We start from the raw sequence: 17,080 nt of genomic DNA on the forward strand, positions 1-17,080 counted from the left end.
AAATATCCCGGGGAGTCTCCGCAGGAGACGGGGCAGCGCCCCCTTACCCGGTCCAGTCCAGCACCACCTTGCCGCTCTGGCCCGAGCGCATGGCCTCGAACCCGGCCTCGAACGCGTCCGCCGCAAAACGATGCGTGATGATGCGCGAGATATCCAGCCCGTCCTCCAGCATGGCGATCATCTTGTACCATGTCTCAAAGATCTCGCGCCCATAGACGCCTTTGATCGTCAGCGCCTTGAACACGATGCGCCGCCAGTCGACCTGCGATTTGCCCGGTGGCAGCCCCAGCATGGCGATGCGACCGCCCATCACCAGTGCTTCGACCATCTGTTCCAGCGCGATCTGGTTGCCCGACATCTCCAAACCGACATCAAAACCCTGTTTCATCCCCAGATCCGAGATCACGTCGCGCAGATCGGTCTCGGCCGTGTTCACGGCGATCACATCGGTGACCGTTTCCGCCAGCGCCAAGCGATAGGGATTCACATCCGTGATCACCACATGGCGCGCGCCCACATGCTGGGCCACGGCGGCGGCCATGATGCCGATAGGACCGGCGCCGGTGATCAGCACATCCTCGCCCACCAGATCGAAGCTCAGCGCGGTGTGCACGGCGTTGCCGAGCGGATCGAGGATCGCGCCGATCTCGTCGGGGATTGCATCGGGCAGGGGAACGACGTTGAAGGCTGGCAGTTTCAGGTATTGCGCGAAACAGCCCTGTTCGTTCACCCCGATGCCGCGCGTTTCCGGGTCCAGATGGAACCGCCCGGAGCGGGCCTGCCGAGAATGGTGGCCGATCAGATGCCCTTCGCCGGAACAGCGCTGGCCGATCTCCAGGTCGTCCACATTGCGCCCAAGCTCGACAATCTCGCCGGCGAACTCGTGCCCGGTGATCAGCGGCACCGGCACCGTGCGCTGGGCCCAGTCGTCCCAATTCCAGATATGCACATCGGTGCCGCAGATGCCGGTCTTGTGCACCTTGATCAGCACGTCATCCGGGCCGATCTCGGGCACGGGGGCTTTGATCATCCACAGCCCTTCGCGCGGGTGGGATTTCTCCAGCGCTTTCATGCTCCGGGGGTTCATCGGATCACACCGCAGGCCTTGCCCGCCGTCGCAAAGGCGCCCAGCGCGCGGTCCAGTTCCGCGCGCGTCAGGGCGGCGTTCATCTGGGTGCGGATGCGCGCCTGTCCCTCGGGCACCACCGGATAGAAAAAGCCCGAGACATAGACCCCCTCATCAAACAGCCGCGCTGCCATCTCTTGCGCCAGCTTTGCCTCGCCCAGCATCACCGGCACGATCGGGTGCTCGCCCGGCAGCAGGTCAAACCCCAGCCGGTCCAGCCCGGCGCGCCAATAGGCGGCGTTACCGTGCAGTTGGCGGCGCAGCGTGGCGCCCTGTTCGATCAGCCCGATTGCTTCGATCCCGGCGGCGACCACGGCAGGGGGTAGCGAATTGGAAAACAGGTAGGGGCGCGAGCGTTGTCGCAGCAGGTCGATCACCGGTTGCGGCCCGGCGGTATAGCCGCCGATCGCGCCCCCCAGCGCCTTGCCCAGCGTGCCGGTCAAGATGTCCACACTGGTGCCGAAGTGATCCGGCGTGCCAGCCCCGTTCGGCCCCATGAAGCCGGTGGCGTGGCAATCATCCACCATCATCACCGCGCCGTATTGATCCGCCAGCGTGCGGATCTCGGGCAGCCGCGCCAGATAGCCGTCCATGCTGAACACCCCGTCGGTGGCGATCATGATATGGCGCGCGCCCGCAGCCCGTGCCGCTTGCAACTGCCGCTCCAGATCCGCCATGTCGGAATTGGCATAGCGATAGCGTTTCGCCTTGCACAGCCGGACACCGTCGATGATCGAGGCATGGTTCAGCGCATCCGAGATGATCGCATCCTCTGGTCCCAGCAGCGGTTCGAACAGCCCGCCATTGGCGTCGAAACAGGCGGCGTAAAGGATCGCATCCTCCATCCCGAGGAAGGCGGCCAGCCGTTCCTCCAACGCGCGGTGGATGTCCTGCGTGCCACAGATGAACCGCACGCTGGCCATCCCGAATCCCTTGTCGTCCAGCGCCTGTTTGGCCGCCGCGATCAGGGCCGGGTGATCGGCAAGGCCAAGGTAGTTGTTGGCGCACAGGTTGATCACATGGGCGCCGCCCACATCGATTTCGCCGCCTTGGGCCGAGATTATCAACCGCTCCCGCTTGTACAGCCCGTCGCGGTCAATTTGGGCCAGGGTTGCAGAGATCTCTTCTAGGAATCGGTCTGACATGGCGCTCTCCTTGCTAACCAAAAGACTGGCACAGCAATGGGAATGCGTCAAAGAAAAAATACAATATAACGGACGTATGTCCGATTTACAGGATTAGGATGCCGCCTAACTCAAGCATCCTTGACGATCAGAAACACCCGGGCCGGGCCACCTTCGGCCATGATGGCATGGGCCGTATCGGCGGCATATCGGGCGGTGTCACCTTCCTCCAGCACATCCTCCGCCGCGCCAGAGGTCACGCGCACGCGCCCCTTCAACACGGTCAACGCCTCTTGCGCGCCACGCTGGTGCGGCTGGCTCACCAGTTTGCCGTCGCGATCAAATCGGATGTCATAAACCTCATGCTGCCCTGCCTCTTCCGGCGGCGACAGAATGCGGATGTGGCAGCCAGCCCCCATATTGTTGATCTGGGGCACCGCACCGGCGCGCAGCACGGTGATCTGCTCGGCGCTGCGGTCTTGGTCGAGCAGGCCGGCGAAATCCACCTGCAAGGCACGGGTCAGATTCCACAGGGTGGCGATGGTGGGGCTGGATTCGCCGCGCTCGATCTGGCTGACCATTGAACGCGATACGCCTGAAAGCCGCGCCACCGCCTCCAGCGAAAGGCCTTTGTCACGCCGGGCCTGTTTCAGGCGGGCGGGCAGGCGGGACAGGATATCGGCAGCGGTTTCCGTCATGGTGGAATTTGTGACCGGACAGGGTGCGTCTGTCAATCCTCCTCCGGTGCTGCCGCTATGCCGCCTCTTATGCTGCCCCCTGCGTTGCCCTCGGTGCCACACCCGGTGCCGCCGTGTGCTGCCGTGTGACCACCCGGCGCATGGGCTTCATCGCGGCGTTTCGTTACGGAACGTTTCGGCAGACAGCAGCATTCCAGGGCTGCATACTGCGCCAAATTCGAAGACTTGGGAGAGATACATGAGCGACATCGTAATTCTGGACGGTGCCCGCACCGCCATCGGCACTTTTGGCGGCGCGCTGGTCGGCACCCCGCCGATCGAGCTTGGCACCGTGGCGGCCAAGGCAGCGCTGGAACGCTCTGGCGTTGAAGGCGCACAGATCGGTCATGTGGTGTTCGGCCATGTGATCAACACCGAGCCGCGCGACATGTACTTGTCGCGGGTGGTCGCGATGCAGGCGGGCGTTCCCAGCGGCACGCCGGCGATGAACGTCAACCGCCTTTGCGGATCTGGCGCGCAAGCCATTGTCTCCGCCGTTCAATCCCTGATGCTGGGCGATGCGGAATTTGCGCTGGCCGGCGGTGCCGAATGCATGTCGCGCAGCCCCTTCATCATGCCGCAGGCGCGCTGGGGTGCGAAAATGGGCGATGTGAAATCGCTCGACATGATGCTGGGCACGCTGAACTGCCCGTTCGGCAACGGTCATATGGGCGTCACCGCCGAGAACGTCGCCGAAGAGCATGGCATCAGCCGCGAAGCACAGGACGCCTTTGCGCTGGAAAGCCAGCTTCGCGCCGCCCGCGCCATCGAGGCCGGATATTTTGACGCCGAGATCGTGCCGGTTGAAGTCAAGGTCAAGCGCGACATGGTCGAATTCAAGGTGGACGAGCACCTGAAACAGACCACGGCCGAGGCATTGGCGGGGCTGCGTCCGGTGTTCAAGAAGGACGGCACCGTCACCGCCGGCAATGCCAGCGGCATCAACGATGGTGGCTCGGCGGTGGTGCTGGCCACGGCTGCAGCAGCCGAACATGCCGGGCTGAAGCCCAAGGCGCGCGTGTTGGGTTATGCCCATGCCGGTGTTCGCCCCGAGGTGATGGGCGTTGGCCCGATCCCGGCTGTGCGCAACCTGTTGGCGCGGACCGGGCTTTCGGTCAGCGACTTTGACGTGATCGAAAGCAACGAAGCCTTCGCCGCCCAAGCGCTGGCAGTCGGCAACGAGCTTGGCTTTGACCCGGCCAAGGTGAACCCCAATGGCGGCGCCATCGCGCTGGGCCATCCGGTTGGCGCCACTGGCTCGCTGCTCACCGTCAAGGCGATGTACGAGTTGGAACGCACCGGCGGCAAACGCGCATTGATCACCATGTGCATCGGCGGCGGTCAGGGCATCGCGCTGGCAATCGAGCGGATCTGATTGCTTCGGGGGGAGCGATGGGTGTTATGCCCAACGCTCCCCCCGAAGACATTTACAGTCTGAACAGCGGCTGAAAAGAGACTGGGCGCGACGCAACATCTGCGGCGCGCCTTTTCATTGGGAAGTGGTCTTAGACTAGTAGAAGGACCGCAACCGTCGCCGCCGCTGCGCCCAGCACCAGACCCAGAAATCCAGCCCCAAGGATCGCGCCGCGATTGCTTTTGGGGCGTTGATCGCCGTCATGGGTCTGGGCGATCAGCGCGGATTCGACCAGACCGGGCAGGCGGGGACCAAAGCGCGACAACACCCGCGCGGTCTTGAACAGGTCGGACAGAACCGCGCGCGGGCCGATCGACTGCTTGATGTAATCCTCGACCACCGGGCGGGCGGCCTGCCAGATATTGATCTGCGGGTCGAGCGAGCGCGAAACCCCCTCGACCACCACCATGGTGCGTTGCAGCAGGATCAGCTCGGTCCGGGTTTCCATGCCAAAGCGTTCGGTCACCTCGAACAGATAGGACAGCAGCCGCCCCATGGAGATATGGGTGGCGTCCATGCCGAAGATCGGCTCGCCCACCGCGCGCAGCGCCCGGGCAAATTCCTCGACATCGCGGTCGGCAGGGACATAGCCTGCCTCGAAATGCACCTCGGCCACGCGTTTATAGTCGCGCTGGATGAAGCCATAAAGAATCTCGGCATAGACCCGGCGGGTATATTCGTCGATATGGCCCATGATCCCGAAGTCATAGGCGATGATGTCACCATCGGTCGCGACCTTAAGATTGCCCTGATGCATGTCGGCGTGAAAGAAGCCGTCGCGCAGCGCATGTTTCAGGAACAGTTGCAGCACCCGCTCGGCAAGCTCGGCGCGATCAAGTCCGGCCGCGTCGATGGCGTCATTGTCGCCCAGTGGCATGCCGTCGGCCCAGTCCAGCGTCATCACGCGGCGCGCGGAATAGTTCCACAGGATCGCGGGCAGGCGAAAGCCGGCATCCTCGCCGGTATTGGCGGCGAATTCAGACGCCGCAGAGCTTTCCAGCCGCAGGTCCAGCTCGCCGCGCACGACACCGTCGAAATGGGTGATGACCTCCATCGGGCGCAACCGCCGCGCGCCCGGTGCGAACAGATCGACAATGCGGGCGGCAAAGTAAAAGGCGTCGATGTCGCGACGGAAGGCGCGCTCGATCCCCGGGCGCAGCACCTTGACCGCCACGTCTTGCCCGGTCTCGGCCAGCCGCGCCCGATGCACCTGCGCGATAGAGGCGGCGGCGATCGGTTCGGAGAATTCGGAAAAGATCTCTTCGACCGGGCGCCCCAGCTCACGCTCGACCTCGGCCTTGGCCACATCGCGAGAGAACGGCGGCAGCTTGTCCTGCAGCACGCGAAGCTGTTGCGCCAGATCGCCGCCCACCACGTCGGGACGGGTCGAGAGCACCTGGCCGAACTTGATATAGGCGGGGCCAAGTGCGGTCAGCGCGCGGGTCGCCGGTGGCATCGCGGGATCGCCCTTGTAGCCCAGCCACATGAAGGGCTTGCCCAGACCATGGGCGAGGATGCGCAGCGCGCGCGGGGCCTCGAATGCGTCGAGCACCACGCCCATGGCGCCGGTCCGCTCCAGCGTCGCGCCGGTGCGAATCAGCCGCCAGATGTTGTGCGGCCCCCTCACAGTTTCCAGCCCGAATGCAGCGCCGCGATGCCCAGCGACAGGTTGCGGTATTTCGCGTTGTCAAAGCCGGCGGCACGGATCATCGCCAGGAACGTCTCCTGATCGGGGAATTTGCGGATCGATTCGACCAGATACTGATAGCTGTCGTGGTCATTGGCGATCAGTTTGCCCATCCGCGGAATCACGTTGAAGCTGTAAAGGTCGTAAAGCTTTTGCATCCCGGCGTTGGGAAGCTGGCTGAACTCCAGCACCATCAGCCGGCCACCGGGTTTCAGCACGCGATAGGCTTCGGCCAGCGCATCGGCGGGGCGGGTCACGTTGCGGATGCCAAAGCTGATCGTATAGACATCGAAGGTATTGTCGGCAAAGGGCAGCGCCATGGCGTCCCCCACCACCCAATCAAGGCTTTCGACCATCTGGTCGGCCTCGGCCCGCTTGCGCCCCTCGACCAGCATCGGTTCGGTCAGATCCAGAACGGTGGCATGGCCGTGGCCCGCGCGTTTGAGAAAGCGGAACGAGATGTCGCCGGTGCCCCCGGCCACGTCCAGCAGGGTCTGCCCCGGACGCGGTGCCAGCCAATCCATCATCGCGTCCTTCCAGACGCGGTGGATGCCCATGCTCATCACATCGTTCATAATGTCGTATTTCGAGGCGACCGAATTGAACACGCCTTGCACGCGCCCGGCCTTTTCGTCCTCGGGTACGGTCTGAAATCCGAAATGGGTGGTCTTGTCCGTCTGGTCTGCCATGGGGTCTTGCCGTTCCTTGCGATCCGCCCTTGTTATAGGGCGCACACGGGCAGGCACAATGCGGCCCGGTGATTGAGGAGCGCCAAGATGCCCGAATTGCCCGAGGTTGAGACAGTCCGTCGCGGGCTGGCCCCCGCGATGGAGGGGCAGGTGATCGCCAAGGCCGAGGTCAACCGCCCCGATTTGCGCTGGCCGTTCCCGGACCGGATGGCCGAGCGGCTGACCGGGTGCCGGGTGCTGCAGCTTCGGCGGCGGGCGAAATACCTGCTTTGCGATCTCGACAGTGGGGAAACGCTGCTGATCCATCTGGGCATGTCGGGGCGGATGACGGTGTCAGGCGATCCCTTGGGCCGGTTCGTGCATGACCACCCGGCGCGCCAGAAACACGATCACGTCATCTTTCACATGGGCAACGGTGCGCGCGTTACCTTCAATGACCCACGCCGGTTCGGGGCGATGGATCTGATGCCCACGACCGGGGCCGAGGCGCATAAGTTGCTCAGCGCCCTGGGGCCAGAGCCGCTGGGCAATGAATTCGACGAGGCCTATCTGGTCGCCGCCTTGCGGGGAAAGAACACGCCGGTGAAATCCGCGCTCTTGGATCAGGGAATCATTGCCGGTCTGGGCAATATCTATGTCTGCGAGGCCTTGTTTCACAGCAAAATATCGCCCTTGCGCAAGGCGGGCCAGATTGCCGCGCCGCGCGTCGCAACACTGGTTCCGGCGATCCGAAACGTGCTGGAACGGGCGATTGCGGCGGGCGGGTCATCGCTCAAGGATTTCCGCCAAGCTGATGGAGAGCTTGGGTATTTTCAGCACTCCTTTGACGTCTACGGGCGCGAGGGGGACCCGTGTCGAACCCCGGGATGCACCGCGACGATCCACCGCAAGGTGCAGGCCGGGCGGTCGACCTTCTATTGCCCGACCTGCCAAAGATAGCTTGAACCGGCGCGCGCGCATGGTAAGGAATCGCACCTGACAGCAACTAGCGAAAGCGGAATGCCCATGGCCTTCGAGACGATCAACGTCGAAGTGGACGACCACGTCGCCCTAATTAAGCTGAACCGCCCCGAGGCTTTGAACGCCCTGAACAACCAGCTCTTGGGAGAGCTGTGCACCGCGCTGGAAGAGGCGGACGCCAACGACAAGGTGCGCTGCATCGTCATTACCGGCTCGGAAAAGGCGTTTGCCGCCGGTGCCGACATCAAGGAGATGTCGGAGAAAAGCTTTGTCGACGTCTTTAGCGAAAACCTGTTCGCCGGCGCGATTGACTGCCTGGCGGGCACCCGCAAGCCGATCATCGCCGCCGTCGCGGGCTATGCACTGGGCGGCGGCTGCGAAGTGGCGATGGCCTGCGATTTCATCATCGCCGCCGAGACCGCCAAGTTCGGCCAGCCCGAAATCAATCTGGGTGTGATCGCCGGTATGGGCGGTACCCAGCGTCTGACCCGTGCGGTGGGCAAGTCCAAGGCGATGGACATGAACCTGACCGGGCGTTTCATGGATGCCGAAGAGGCCGAGCGCGCCGGTCTGGTGAGTCGCGTCGTTCCAGCCAAGAAACTGCTGGAAGAGGCGATGGGCGCGGCGCAGAAGATCGCCGAGAAATCCCGGCCTTCGACACTGGCCGCGAAAGAGGCGGTGAACCGCAGTTATGAGCTGACCCTCTCCGAAGGGCTGTTGTTCGAGCGTCGCGTGTTCCACTCGATGTTCGCCACCGAGGACCAAAAGGAAGGCATGGGTGCCTTCCTCGAAAAACGGCAGCCACAGTTCCGCGACAAATAAGGTCGCGCCCGGCGCCGGCCTGTGTCCTGTCGGGGCGCAGGGCGGCGCGTGTAATGCGACAACGACAAAGGGCGTGCCGAAATGGCGCGCCCTTTGGTGCAATGGCCCCGGCGCGCATTTTCCGGTTGGCAAAGCCCGCCAACTTGGATAGTGAGCGCCGCTATACATGCGCGTGCGGCCCGCTCAGGCCAGAATCACATCCCCGGCAAGATTTGGGGGATGTCGGGGCTGGGTCCGGCTGTGCGCTTTTCGACATAAACCGAATCCGAAAGAGGTCAGACCCAAATGGCAAATTCGCCCCAAGCCAAGAAACGCGCCCGCCAGAACGAGAATCGCTTTGCCATCAACAAGGCACGCCGGTCGCGGATTCGCACCTATCTGCGCGCTGTCGAAGAGGCGATCGCCTCGGGTGACAAAGATGCCGCACAATCCGCCCTGCGCGCGGCTCAGCCCGAATTGATGCGCGGCGTTACCAAAGGCGTGTTCCACAAGAACACCGCTGCCCGGAAAATATCCCGCCTGTCGTCCCGCGTTAAAGCGCTGGGCTGAAGCGAGCGACCAACAACCTAAAATTGTTTGCTGTTAAGGCGTTGCGGTTCGCAACGCCTTTTCGCGTTCTGGCAAGGGGCTGAGTCTTTCCGCAGGTGCGAGAGATTCTTTGTCAGGAAACTCCGAGTCAACATCAGAGTTTCATTGCCGCTCGGCGCCGCCTCTTGCTATCTCTACCCATGCGATTCACTCGCTTGGGGGGACAGGCGGCTTTCGGATCGGACCGATGGGATCGGGACGTTTCGGAGCATTTCCGGGGGAATGGGGAACCATTCCTGACGGACTGCTGTGTGACAGCTTTTTGCTGCGCGGCCCTGTCATGACAAAGAGTGCATAGCGGCGCTGAGGCGGTAGCCCGTCTTATGGTAAGTTGGTTCTGGTTTTTATTGCGCTGCGATGCTGCCCCGTTTGGGGTGGCGCCTGTCGGATGGGCGACAGGCGCACGATGGTCTTGTGTGTGAATCTCGCCGGGGAAACCCGGTCAATGAAAAGGAACAGGCCGTAAGGCCGCGGACACGGGACATGACGCTGGATGACGCAAGACAAATGGGGACAGCTCAGACAACGTCTTCTGAAGACGGTTGGACAGAACAATTTCAAGACTTGGATCGAGCCGCTGGAATTCGCCGAGCTTCAGGATGGAGTCGCGGTATTCAACGTGCCGACGACCTTCGTGGGAAATTACGTCAACCAGAACTTTTCTGACCTGATTCTGTACGAGCTGAGCTCCTCGGGCGAAACGGTGCAGCGGGTGACCTTTCGGGTTGCTGCAAATTCCGGCACGCGCCCGGCGCGCAAGCCGGTCGCCGTCAATGCCACAGCCAAGACCGCGACCAAGACCGCTGCCAAGGTCCCTGCCGGCACGACGAGTTCTGCTCAGGGTCGGACCGGTTCGGCTTCGGCTCCCGCCAGTGACGATGCGAATGGCCTGACCGAGGCGCTTCAGGCGGCGCCGCTGGATGCGCGGTTCACCTTTGATGCCTTCGTCGTCGGCAAGCCGAACGAGCTGGCCCATGCCGCCGCGCGCCGCGTCAGCGAAGGCGGCCCGGTCACCTTCAATCCGCTGGTGCTGTATGGCGGCGTCGGTCTGGGTAAAACCCACCTGATGCACGCCATCGCTTGGGAATTGCGCGCCAGACGGCCTGAATTGAACGTGCTCTACCTCTCTGCCGAACAGTTCATGTACCGCTTTGTGCAGGCGCTGCGCGAACGCAAGATGATGGATTTCAAGCACCTGTTCCGCTCGGTCGATGTGCTGATGGTCGATGACGTGCAGTTCATCGCTGGCAAGGATTCCACACAAGAGGAATTCTTTCATACCTTCAATGCGTTGGTGGACCAGAACAAGCAGATTATCATCTCTGCCGACCGCGCCCCGGGCGAAATCAAGGATCTTGAGGATCGCGTGAGATCGCGCCTGCAATGCGGCTTGGTGGTGGATCTTCACCCCACCGATTACGAGCTGCGACTGGGCATTCTGCAAAGCAAGCAGCAGCAGTATCGCCACACCTATCCCGATCTGCAGATCGCCGACGGGGTGCTGGAATTTCTTGCCCACCGGATCAGCACCAACGTGCGCGTGCTGGAAGGGGCGCTGACCCGTCTGTTCGCCTTCGCCTCGCTTGTCGGGCGCGAAATCGACATGGAGCTGACGCAGGATTGTCTGGCCGATGTTCTGCGGGCCTCCGAGCGCAAGATTTCCATCGAGGAGATTCAGCGCCGGGTTTCGGATTACTACAATATCCGCTTCAGCGATATTATCGGGCCCAAGCGGGTGCGCTCCTATGCCCGGCCACGTCAGGTGGCGATGTACCTGTGCAAGCAGCTTACCAGCCGCTCGCTGCCCGAAATCGGGCGCCGTTTTGGCGGGCGCGACCACACCACGGTCATGCATGGGGTGCGCCGCATTGAAGAGCTGAAGGTGACCGACGGACAGATCGCCGAGGATGTGGAGATGCTGCGCCGCGCGCTTGAAGCGTGAGGCGGCGTGGCAGCCAGAGCAGATCCGGTGCGCAGGGCCGCGCCGGAATGCCGGGCAAAGGGGTGACGTTTGCGTTCGGATGCTGACTGAGCGGCCCTTGGGGCCTTGACGTCCCGCGCATTCCGGCAGAAAAATCCATAAAAAACTTGTGCAGCAGGGGCAAACAGCTAGTGTGCCCTTCCCGGCAGTTGCGGAGGGTTAGGGACATGAAGATCAGCATCGAACGTGGTGCACTCCTGAAGGCAGTGGCTCAGGCCCAGTCCGTGGTGGAGCGTCGCAACACGATTCCGATCCTTGCCAACGTGCTGATCGAGGCAGAGGGCGATCAGGTTCAGTTCCGCGCCACCGATCTGGATGTGGAGGTGGTGGACAAGGCCGCCGCCCAGGTCGAACGCGCAGGCGCGACCACGGTTTCGGCCACCACATTGCACGAAATCGTCCGCAAACTCCCCGATGGGGCGTTGGTGACGCTGACCGCCGACAGTGCCGCAGGGCGGCTGACGGTCGAGGCCGGGCGCTCGAACTTTTCGCTTGCGACGCTGCCCAAGGAAGATTTCCCGGTCATGGCCTCGTCGGAATATCAGTCGAACTTTGCGGCCCCCGCTGCGATGCTGCGTCGGCTGTTCGACAAATCGAAATTTGCCATCTCGACCGAAGAGACCCGTTATTACCTCAACGGGGTCTATATGCATGTGGCCGACGGCGAGGGCGGCAAGGTGCTGCGCTGTGTGGCCACCGATGGTCATCGCCTGGCCCGGATCGACGCCGATCTGCCGGCGGGCGCCGAAGACATGCCCGGCGTGATCGTGCCGCGCAAGACCGTGGGCGAGCTTCGCAAGCTACTGGACGACGACGAGATGCAAATCGCGGTATCGGTAAGCGAAACCAAGGTGCGGTTTGCCACCCCCGAAATCACCCTGACCTCCAAGGTGATTGACGGCACATTCCCCGACTATTCCCGCGTGATTCCGCAGAACAACACCCGCCGGATGGAAGTGGACGCCGCCGATTTCGCACGGGCGGTTGATCGCGTTGCCACGGTCAGTTCGGAACGCTCGCGCGCGGTGAAGCTGCAGCTTGAGGAAGATCGGCTGATCCTGTCGGTCAACGCCCCAGATAGCGGTGCCGCCGAAGAAGAGCTGGCCGTCGCCTATAACGACGAGCGGCTGGAAATCGGGTTCAACGCGAAATACCTGCTGGAGATCGCCAGTCAGGTGGATCGCGAGAACGCGGTCTTCATGTTTAATTCGTCCGGTGATCCGACCCTGATGCGTGAAGGCAACGACCTGAGCGCGGTCTATGTGGTCATGCCGATGCGCGTCTGACCCGCGCTGCCGGGCACCGCCCTGCGGTGTTAGTCCTGAACGAGAAAAAGGGGCCGCCATGTCCCTGGCCCTGATCGAACTGACCCTGTCGCATTTCCGGTCGCACCGGCACGCGCGCATCGCGGGCGACGGGCGGCCGGTTGCCATTTACGGGCTCAACGGTGCCGGCAAGACCAATATCCTTGAGGCGGTTTCTCTGTTCTCGCCCGGGCGTGGTCTGCGCCGGGCCAGCGCGGAAGAGATGGCACGCCGCCCCGAAAGTCTGGGCTGGAAACTGACCGGGCACATGCGCGCGGGGGATCGAACGCATGAGGTTGAAACCTGGTCCGAGAGCGGTGCGGCGCGGCAGGTGCGGATCGACGGCAAATCGGCGACGCAGCTTGATCTGGGGCGCCTCTCACAGGTGGTCTGGCTGATCCCGGCGATGGACCGGCTGTGGACTGAAGGGGCGGATGGCAGGCGGCGGTTTCTCGACCGGATGGTGATGAGCTTTGACCCCGCCCATGCAGAGGCCTCGCTCATCTACGAAAAGGCGATGCGGGAACGCAACCGGCTGCTGAAGGACCAGGTGCGGGACGCCCATTGGTATGCGGCGCTAGAAGGGCAGATGGCCGAGGCCGGGCACCGAATCGATCAGGCGCGGCGGGCAGCCTTGAGCAATCTGATCGCGGCGCAGGCCGGGGCCGAGACCGCCTTTCCCACCGCAGACCTGACCCTGATGCAGGCCGAGGGCGAGATGGCGCAGACACAGGCAGAGCTGCGCGCAGCACTGGCCGAGAGCCGCCCGCGCGATCTGAGCGCGGGGCGAACGCTGGTCGGGCCGCACCGCGCCGATCTACAGGCGGTCTATGCTGCCAAGGGTGTGCCGGCCAAGGCGTGCTCGACCGGGGAACAAAAGGCGCTGCTGATCTCGCTGATCCTTGCCAATGCACGCGCGCTGGCGGCTCGTGACGGCTCTGCGCCGATCCTGCTGCTGGACGAGGTGGCGGCGCATCTGGACGCCGGACGCCGTGCGGCGCTGTTCGATGAGATCTGCGCGCTGGGCACCCAGGCCTGGATGACCGGGACGGGCCCCGAGATGTTTGCCGACCTGGGTGAGCGGGCGCAACATCTTGAGGTGAGTGAACGGGACGGCGTTTCGGAGGTCATCGCGCGATGACCCTCTCGCCGGTTGATCTGCTGCTTTATGCGGGCGCGCTATTCGTCCTGTTCCTGACACCGGGGCCGGTCTGGCTGGCGGTGATGGCACGGGCGATTTCCGGCGGCTTCGCCTCGGCCTGGCCGCTGGCCGTTGGCGTGGCGGCGGGCGATATGGTCTGGCCGTTCGTTGCCATCCTCGGGGTCAGCTGGGTGGTGACGGAGTATGACGGCGTTCTGACCGTGATGCGCTGGCTGGCCTGCGCGGTATTTCTGTATATGGGATGGTCCACGATCCGCCGCGCCGATGCGGTGATCGCGGCAGACCGGCGATTGACCCGTCCGGGGCGCTGGGCCGGATTTCTGGCGGGGGTCGCCGCGATTTTGGGGAACCCCAAGGCGATCCTGTTCTATATGGGCGTGCTGCCTGGCTTTTTCGATCTGGGCCGTGTCACCGGTGCGGACATCGCAGCGATCGTCAGTCTGTCGGCTGTGGTGCCGTTCGTGGGCAACCTTTGCTTTGCCCTTGTCGTGGACCGGATGCGGCGGGTTCTCGCCGCCCCGGCGGCGCTGCGTCGGCTTAATCTGGCCGCTGGCGGGCTGATGATTTTCGTGGGTCTGATCCTGCCCTTCGCCTGACACAAAATATGGGGCTGGGACGTGACATTCCCCCCCAGAAATCGTATAAAATGACAAAAATATAAAGGAACTTCCCGATGGCCGAAGGCAATCAGGCGCCAGCCGAATATGGCGCCGAATCCATCAAGGTTCTCAAGGGGTTGGATGCTGTCCGCAAGCGCCCCGGCATGTATATCGGTGATACCGACGATGGCTCGGGTCTGCACCATATGGTCTATGAGGTTGTCGACAACGGGATTGACGAGGCATTGGCGGGTCACGCCGACCATGTGTCGGTCAAGATCCACGCCGATTCCAGCGTTTCGGTGTCCGACAACGGCCGCGGCATCCCGGTGGATATCCACCGCGAAGAGGGGGTCTCGGCGGCCGAGGTGATCATGACCCAGCTGCACGCGGGCGGCAAGTTCGACAGCAATTCCTACAAGGTGTCGGGCGGTCTGCACGGGGTTGGCGTGTCGGTGGTGAACGCGCTGTCGGTCTGGCTGGAACTGCGCGTCTGGCGCAAGGGCAAGGAGCATTTCGCGCGCTTTGAGCATGGCGAATGCACCGAGCATCTGAGGGTCGTGGGCGATTGCGGTGATCGTACCGGGACCGAGGTGCGCTTTCTCGCCTCGACCGAGACGTTTTCCAATCTCGAGTATTCCTTTGAGACGCTGGAAAAACGCCTGCGCGAACTGGCGTTTCTGAATTCCGGTGTGCGGATCCTGCTTGAGGACGAGCGCCCGGCGGAACCGCTGAAAAGCGAGCTGTTCTATGAGGGTGGGGTCAAGGAATTCGTCAAATACCTCGACCGATCCAAGTCGTCGATCATGGCAGATCCGATCTATGTCATCGGGGAGCGGGACGATATCGGGATCGAAGTCGCGATGTGGTGGAACGACAGCTATCACGAGAATGTTCTGCCCTTTACCAACAACATTCCGCAACGCGACGGTGGCAGCCATATGGCGGGCTTTCGTGGTGCGCTGACCCGGACGCTGACCAAATACGCGCAGGAAAGCGGCATCGCCAAACGGGAAAAGATCAACTTTACCGGTGATGATGCCCGCGAGGGGCTGACCTGTGTGTTGTCGGTCAAGGTGCCGGATCCGAAATTCTCTAGCCAGACCAAGGACAAGCTGGTCAGCTCCGAAGTGCGCCCGGCGGTGGAAAACCTGGTGAGCGAAAAGCTGTCGGAATGGCTGGGCGAGCATCCGAACGAAGCCAAGGTGATCGTCGGCAAGATCGTCGAGGCGGCGGTGGCGCGCGAGGCGGCGCGCAAGGCGCGCGATCTGACCCGGCGCAAGACGGCAATGGATGTGAACTTCCTTGCGGGCAAGCTCAAGGATTGCTCCGAAAAGGATCCGTCCAAGACCGAAGTGTTCCTCGTCGAAGGGGACAGCGCCGGCGGCTCGGCGCAGACCGGACGCGACCGGCGTACCCAGGCGATCCTGCCGCTGCGGGGCAAGATCCTGAACGTGGAGCGGGCGCGGTTTGACAAGATGCTGTCGAGCCAGGAAATCGGTAACCTGGTGATGGCGCTGGGCACCGGCATTGGGCGCGACGAGTTCAACATTGCCAAGCTGCGCTACCACAAGATTGTCATCATGACCGACGCCGACGTCGACGGTGCGCATATCCGGACGCTGCTGCTGACCTTTTTCTTCCGGCAGATGCCGGAGCTGATCGAAGGCGGATTTTTGTACATTGCGCAGCCGCCTTTGTACAAAGTCGCGCGCGGCAAGTCCGAGGTCTATCTCAAGGATCAGGCGGCGCTGGACGAATACCTGATCGAGATGGGGATCGACGGCGCGGTCCTGCGTCTGGGCAACGGCGAAGAGATCGTGGGCCATGATCTCAAACGCGTGGTGGAAGAGGCGCGCCAGTTGCGCCGGGTGATCGATGTATTCCCGACACACTATCCGCGTCACATTCTGGAACAGGCGGCGATCGCCGGGGCCTTTGTGCCCGGCGCGGTGGATAGCGACCTGCAGGGCGTGGCGGATCGGGTGGCGGCGCGGCTTGATCTGATCGCGCTGGAATATGAGCGCGGCTGGCAAGGCCGGATCACCCAGGACAAGGGTGTGCGTCTGGCACGTATCCTGCGCGGGGTCGAAGAGGTGCGCACGCTTGATGGCAAGATGCTGCGCTCGGGCGAGGCGCGCCGCACCGGCACCCTGACCCAGTCGCTGCAAGAGATCTATGGCAGCGCCGCGCAATTGGTGCGCAAGGACCGCTCGCAGGTCATCTACGGCCCGCTGGGCCTGTTGAAGGCGATCCTGGACGAGGGCGAAAAGGGGCTGACGCTGCAGCGCTACAAAGGCTTGGGTGAGATGAACCCCGAGCAGCTGTGGGAAACCACGCTGGACCCGGATGCGCGCACGCTGTTGCAGGTCAAGGTCGATGATATGGCCGAGGCCGACGACATCTTTACCAAGCTGATGGGCGACGTGGTGGAACCGCGCCGCGAGTTCATCCAGCAAAATGCGCTGAACGTGGAAAATCTGGATTTCTAAGGTTTTGTAGGATCGCGTGTAATCATGCGCGGTCCCCATAAGTTTGCGCGAATTGCCCAAAGGTTTGCGGGTTGGAGATCGGGCAGTATCTTCGGACCGAGCAGCAATAGCCGCTGTCAGGGGTAAGCCTGCCGTGGAGGATGCTGACGGTCATTGGATCGGGAGAGCGAGTCTCGTTGGTAAGGGTCGAACTGGAGTAGCCAGCCTGATGTGCTACCCGGCGTGATCTCGGTCAGGGCCGGATTTTCCGCGCCTCGATCATGCCGACGGGCTGGATGCGCCTGCTGATTTCATCAGTGCCGCCGGGACGTTGTTCCCGATGGCGCTGTAAAATCGGATAAACTCAAACATCAGCAATGGACGCCTACGACCATATCCAGTGTGTCGTTTTCCGG

Annotated in this window: 14 protein-coding genes; 9 read left to right on the plus strand and 5 right to left on the minus strand. The window is 62.9% G+C overall.

Annotated elements, in window-relative coordinates; genetic code table 11:
- Positions 1 to 43: 43 nt before the first annotated feature.
- From tdh to E1B25_RS13645, 3 genes are all read right to left on the minus strand, one after another.
- Positions 44 to 1,087 (minus strand): L-threonine 3-dehydrogenase, encoded by a 1,044-nt coding sequence (gene tdh / locus E1B25_RS13635; protein ID WP_132830069.1) that lies wholly within the window; start codon positions 1,085 to 1,087, stop codon positions 44 to 46.
- Positions 1,084 to 2,271, minus strand: coding sequence for a glycine C-acetyltransferase (locus E1B25_RS13640; protein WP_132830070.1), 1,188 nt, complete (start codon positions 2,269 to 2,271; stop codon positions 1,084 to 1,086). The genes tdh and E1B25_RS13640 overlap by 4 nt, the downstream gene beginning before the upstream one ends.
- 110 nt (positions 2,272 to 2,381) lie before the next feature.
- A complete protein-coding gene (locus tag E1B25_RS13645) occupies positions 2,382 to 2,948 on the minus strand; it encodes a helix-turn-helix domain-containing protein (protein ID WP_132830071.1) in 567 nt (188 codons plus the stop codon).
- Positions 2,949 to 3,186: 238 nt separating this feature from the next.
- Here E1B25_RS13645 and E1B25_RS13650 point away from each other — a divergent pair, with 238 nt between their 5' ends.
- Positions 3,187 to 4,362: an acetyl-CoA C-acyltransferase family protein gene (locus E1B25_RS13650; RefSeq protein ID WP_132830072.1), complete on the plus strand. Its 1,176-nt coding sequence runs from the start codon at positions 3,187 to 3,189 to the stop codon at positions 4,360 to 4,362.
- Between the two features lie 130 nt (positions 4,363 to 4,492).
- On the opposite strand, the gene ubiB is transcribed toward E1B25_RS13650, so the two are convergent.
- Together ubiB and ubiE are read right to left on the minus strand one after the other, a co-directional pair.
- Positions 4,493 to 6,028 (minus strand): 2-polyprenylphenol 6-hydroxylase, encoded by a 1,536-nt coding sequence (ubiB, locus tag E1B25_RS13655; RefSeq protein ID WP_132830073.1) that lies wholly within the window; start codon positions 6,026 to 6,028, stop codon positions 4,493 to 4,495.
- Positions 6,025 to 6,777 carry a bifunctional demethylmenaquinone methyltransferase/2-methoxy-6-polyprenyl-1,4-benzoquinol methylase UbiE gene (ubiE, locus tag E1B25_RS13660; RefSeq protein ID WP_132830074.1) on the minus strand — a complete coding sequence of 251 codons (753 nt, stop codon included), beginning with the start codon at positions 6,775 to 6,777 and terminating at the stop codon, positions 6,025 to 6,027. Before ubiE ends, ubiB begins: the two co-directional genes overlap by 4 nt.
- Positions 6,778 to 6,864: 87 nt before the next feature.
- On the opposite strand from ubiE, the gene mutM reads away from it, so the two are divergent.
- The 8 genes from mutM (at position 6,865) to gyrB (ending at position 16,685) form a co-directional block, all read left to right on the plus strand.
- The gene (mutM, locus tag E1B25_RS13665) at positions 6,865 to 7,716 is read left to right on the plus strand and encodes a bifunctional DNA-formamidopyrimidine glycosylase/DNA-(apurinic or apyrimidinic site) lyase (protein WP_132830075.1); all 852 of its coding nucleotides are present in this window, start codon (positions 6,865 to 6,867) and stop codon (positions 7,714 to 7,716) included.
- Between the two features lie 66 nt (positions 7,717 to 7,782).
- The gene (locus tag E1B25_RS13670) at positions 7,783 to 8,559 is read left to right on the plus strand and encodes an enoyl-CoA hydratase (RefSeq protein ID WP_132830076.1); all 777 of its coding nucleotides are present in this window, start codon (positions 7,783 to 7,785) and stop codon (positions 8,557 to 8,559) included.
- A gap of 285 nt (positions 8,560 to 8,844) precedes the next feature.
- Positions 8,845 to 9,108: a 30S ribosomal protein S20 gene (gene rpsT / locus E1B25_RS13675; protein WP_132830077.1), complete on the plus strand. Its 264-nt coding sequence runs from the start codon at positions 8,845 to 8,847 to the stop codon at positions 9,106 to 9,108.
- 532 nt (positions 9,109 to 9,640) lie between these two features.
- Entirely contained in the window at positions 9,641 to 11,089 is a 1,449-nt protein-coding gene (dnaA, locus tag E1B25_RS13680) for a chromosomal replication initiator protein DnaA (protein WP_132830078.1), read from the plus strand.
- A gap of 206 nt (positions 11,090 to 11,295) precedes the next feature.
- Positions 11,296 to 12,414 carry a DNA polymerase III subunit beta gene (dnaN, locus tag E1B25_RS13685; RefSeq protein ID WP_132830079.1) on the plus strand — a complete coding sequence of 373 codons (1,119 nt, stop codon included), beginning with the start codon at positions 11,296 to 11,298 and terminating at the stop codon, positions 12,412 to 12,414.
- A gap of 58 nt (positions 12,415 to 12,472) precedes the next feature.
- The gene (recF, locus tag E1B25_RS13690) at positions 12,473 to 13,573 is read left to right on the plus strand and encodes a DNA replication/repair protein RecF (RefSeq protein ID WP_132830080.1); all 1,101 of its coding nucleotides are present in this window, start codon (positions 12,473 to 12,475) and stop codon (positions 13,571 to 13,573) included.
- Entirely contained in the window at positions 13,570 to 14,190 is a 621-nt protein-coding gene (locus E1B25_RS13695) for a LysE family translocator (RefSeq protein WP_132830081.1), read from the plus strand. The genes recF and E1B25_RS13695 overlap by 4 nt, the downstream gene beginning before the upstream one ends.
- A 77-nt stretch (positions 14,191 to 14,267) precedes the next feature.
- A complete protein-coding gene (gene gyrB, locus E1B25_RS13700; RefSeq protein WP_132830082.1) occupies positions 14,268 to 16,685 on the plus strand; it encodes a DNA topoisomerase (ATP-hydrolyzing) subunit B in 2,418 nt (805 codons plus the stop codon).
- Positions 16,686 to 17,080 lie beyond the last annotated feature (395 nt).

Source organism: Antarcticimicrobium sediminis (genome assembly GCF_004348975.1).
GTDB lineage: Bacteria > Pseudomonadota > Alphaproteobacteria > Rhodobacterales > Rhodobacteraceae > Antarcticimicrobium > Antarcticimicrobium sediminis.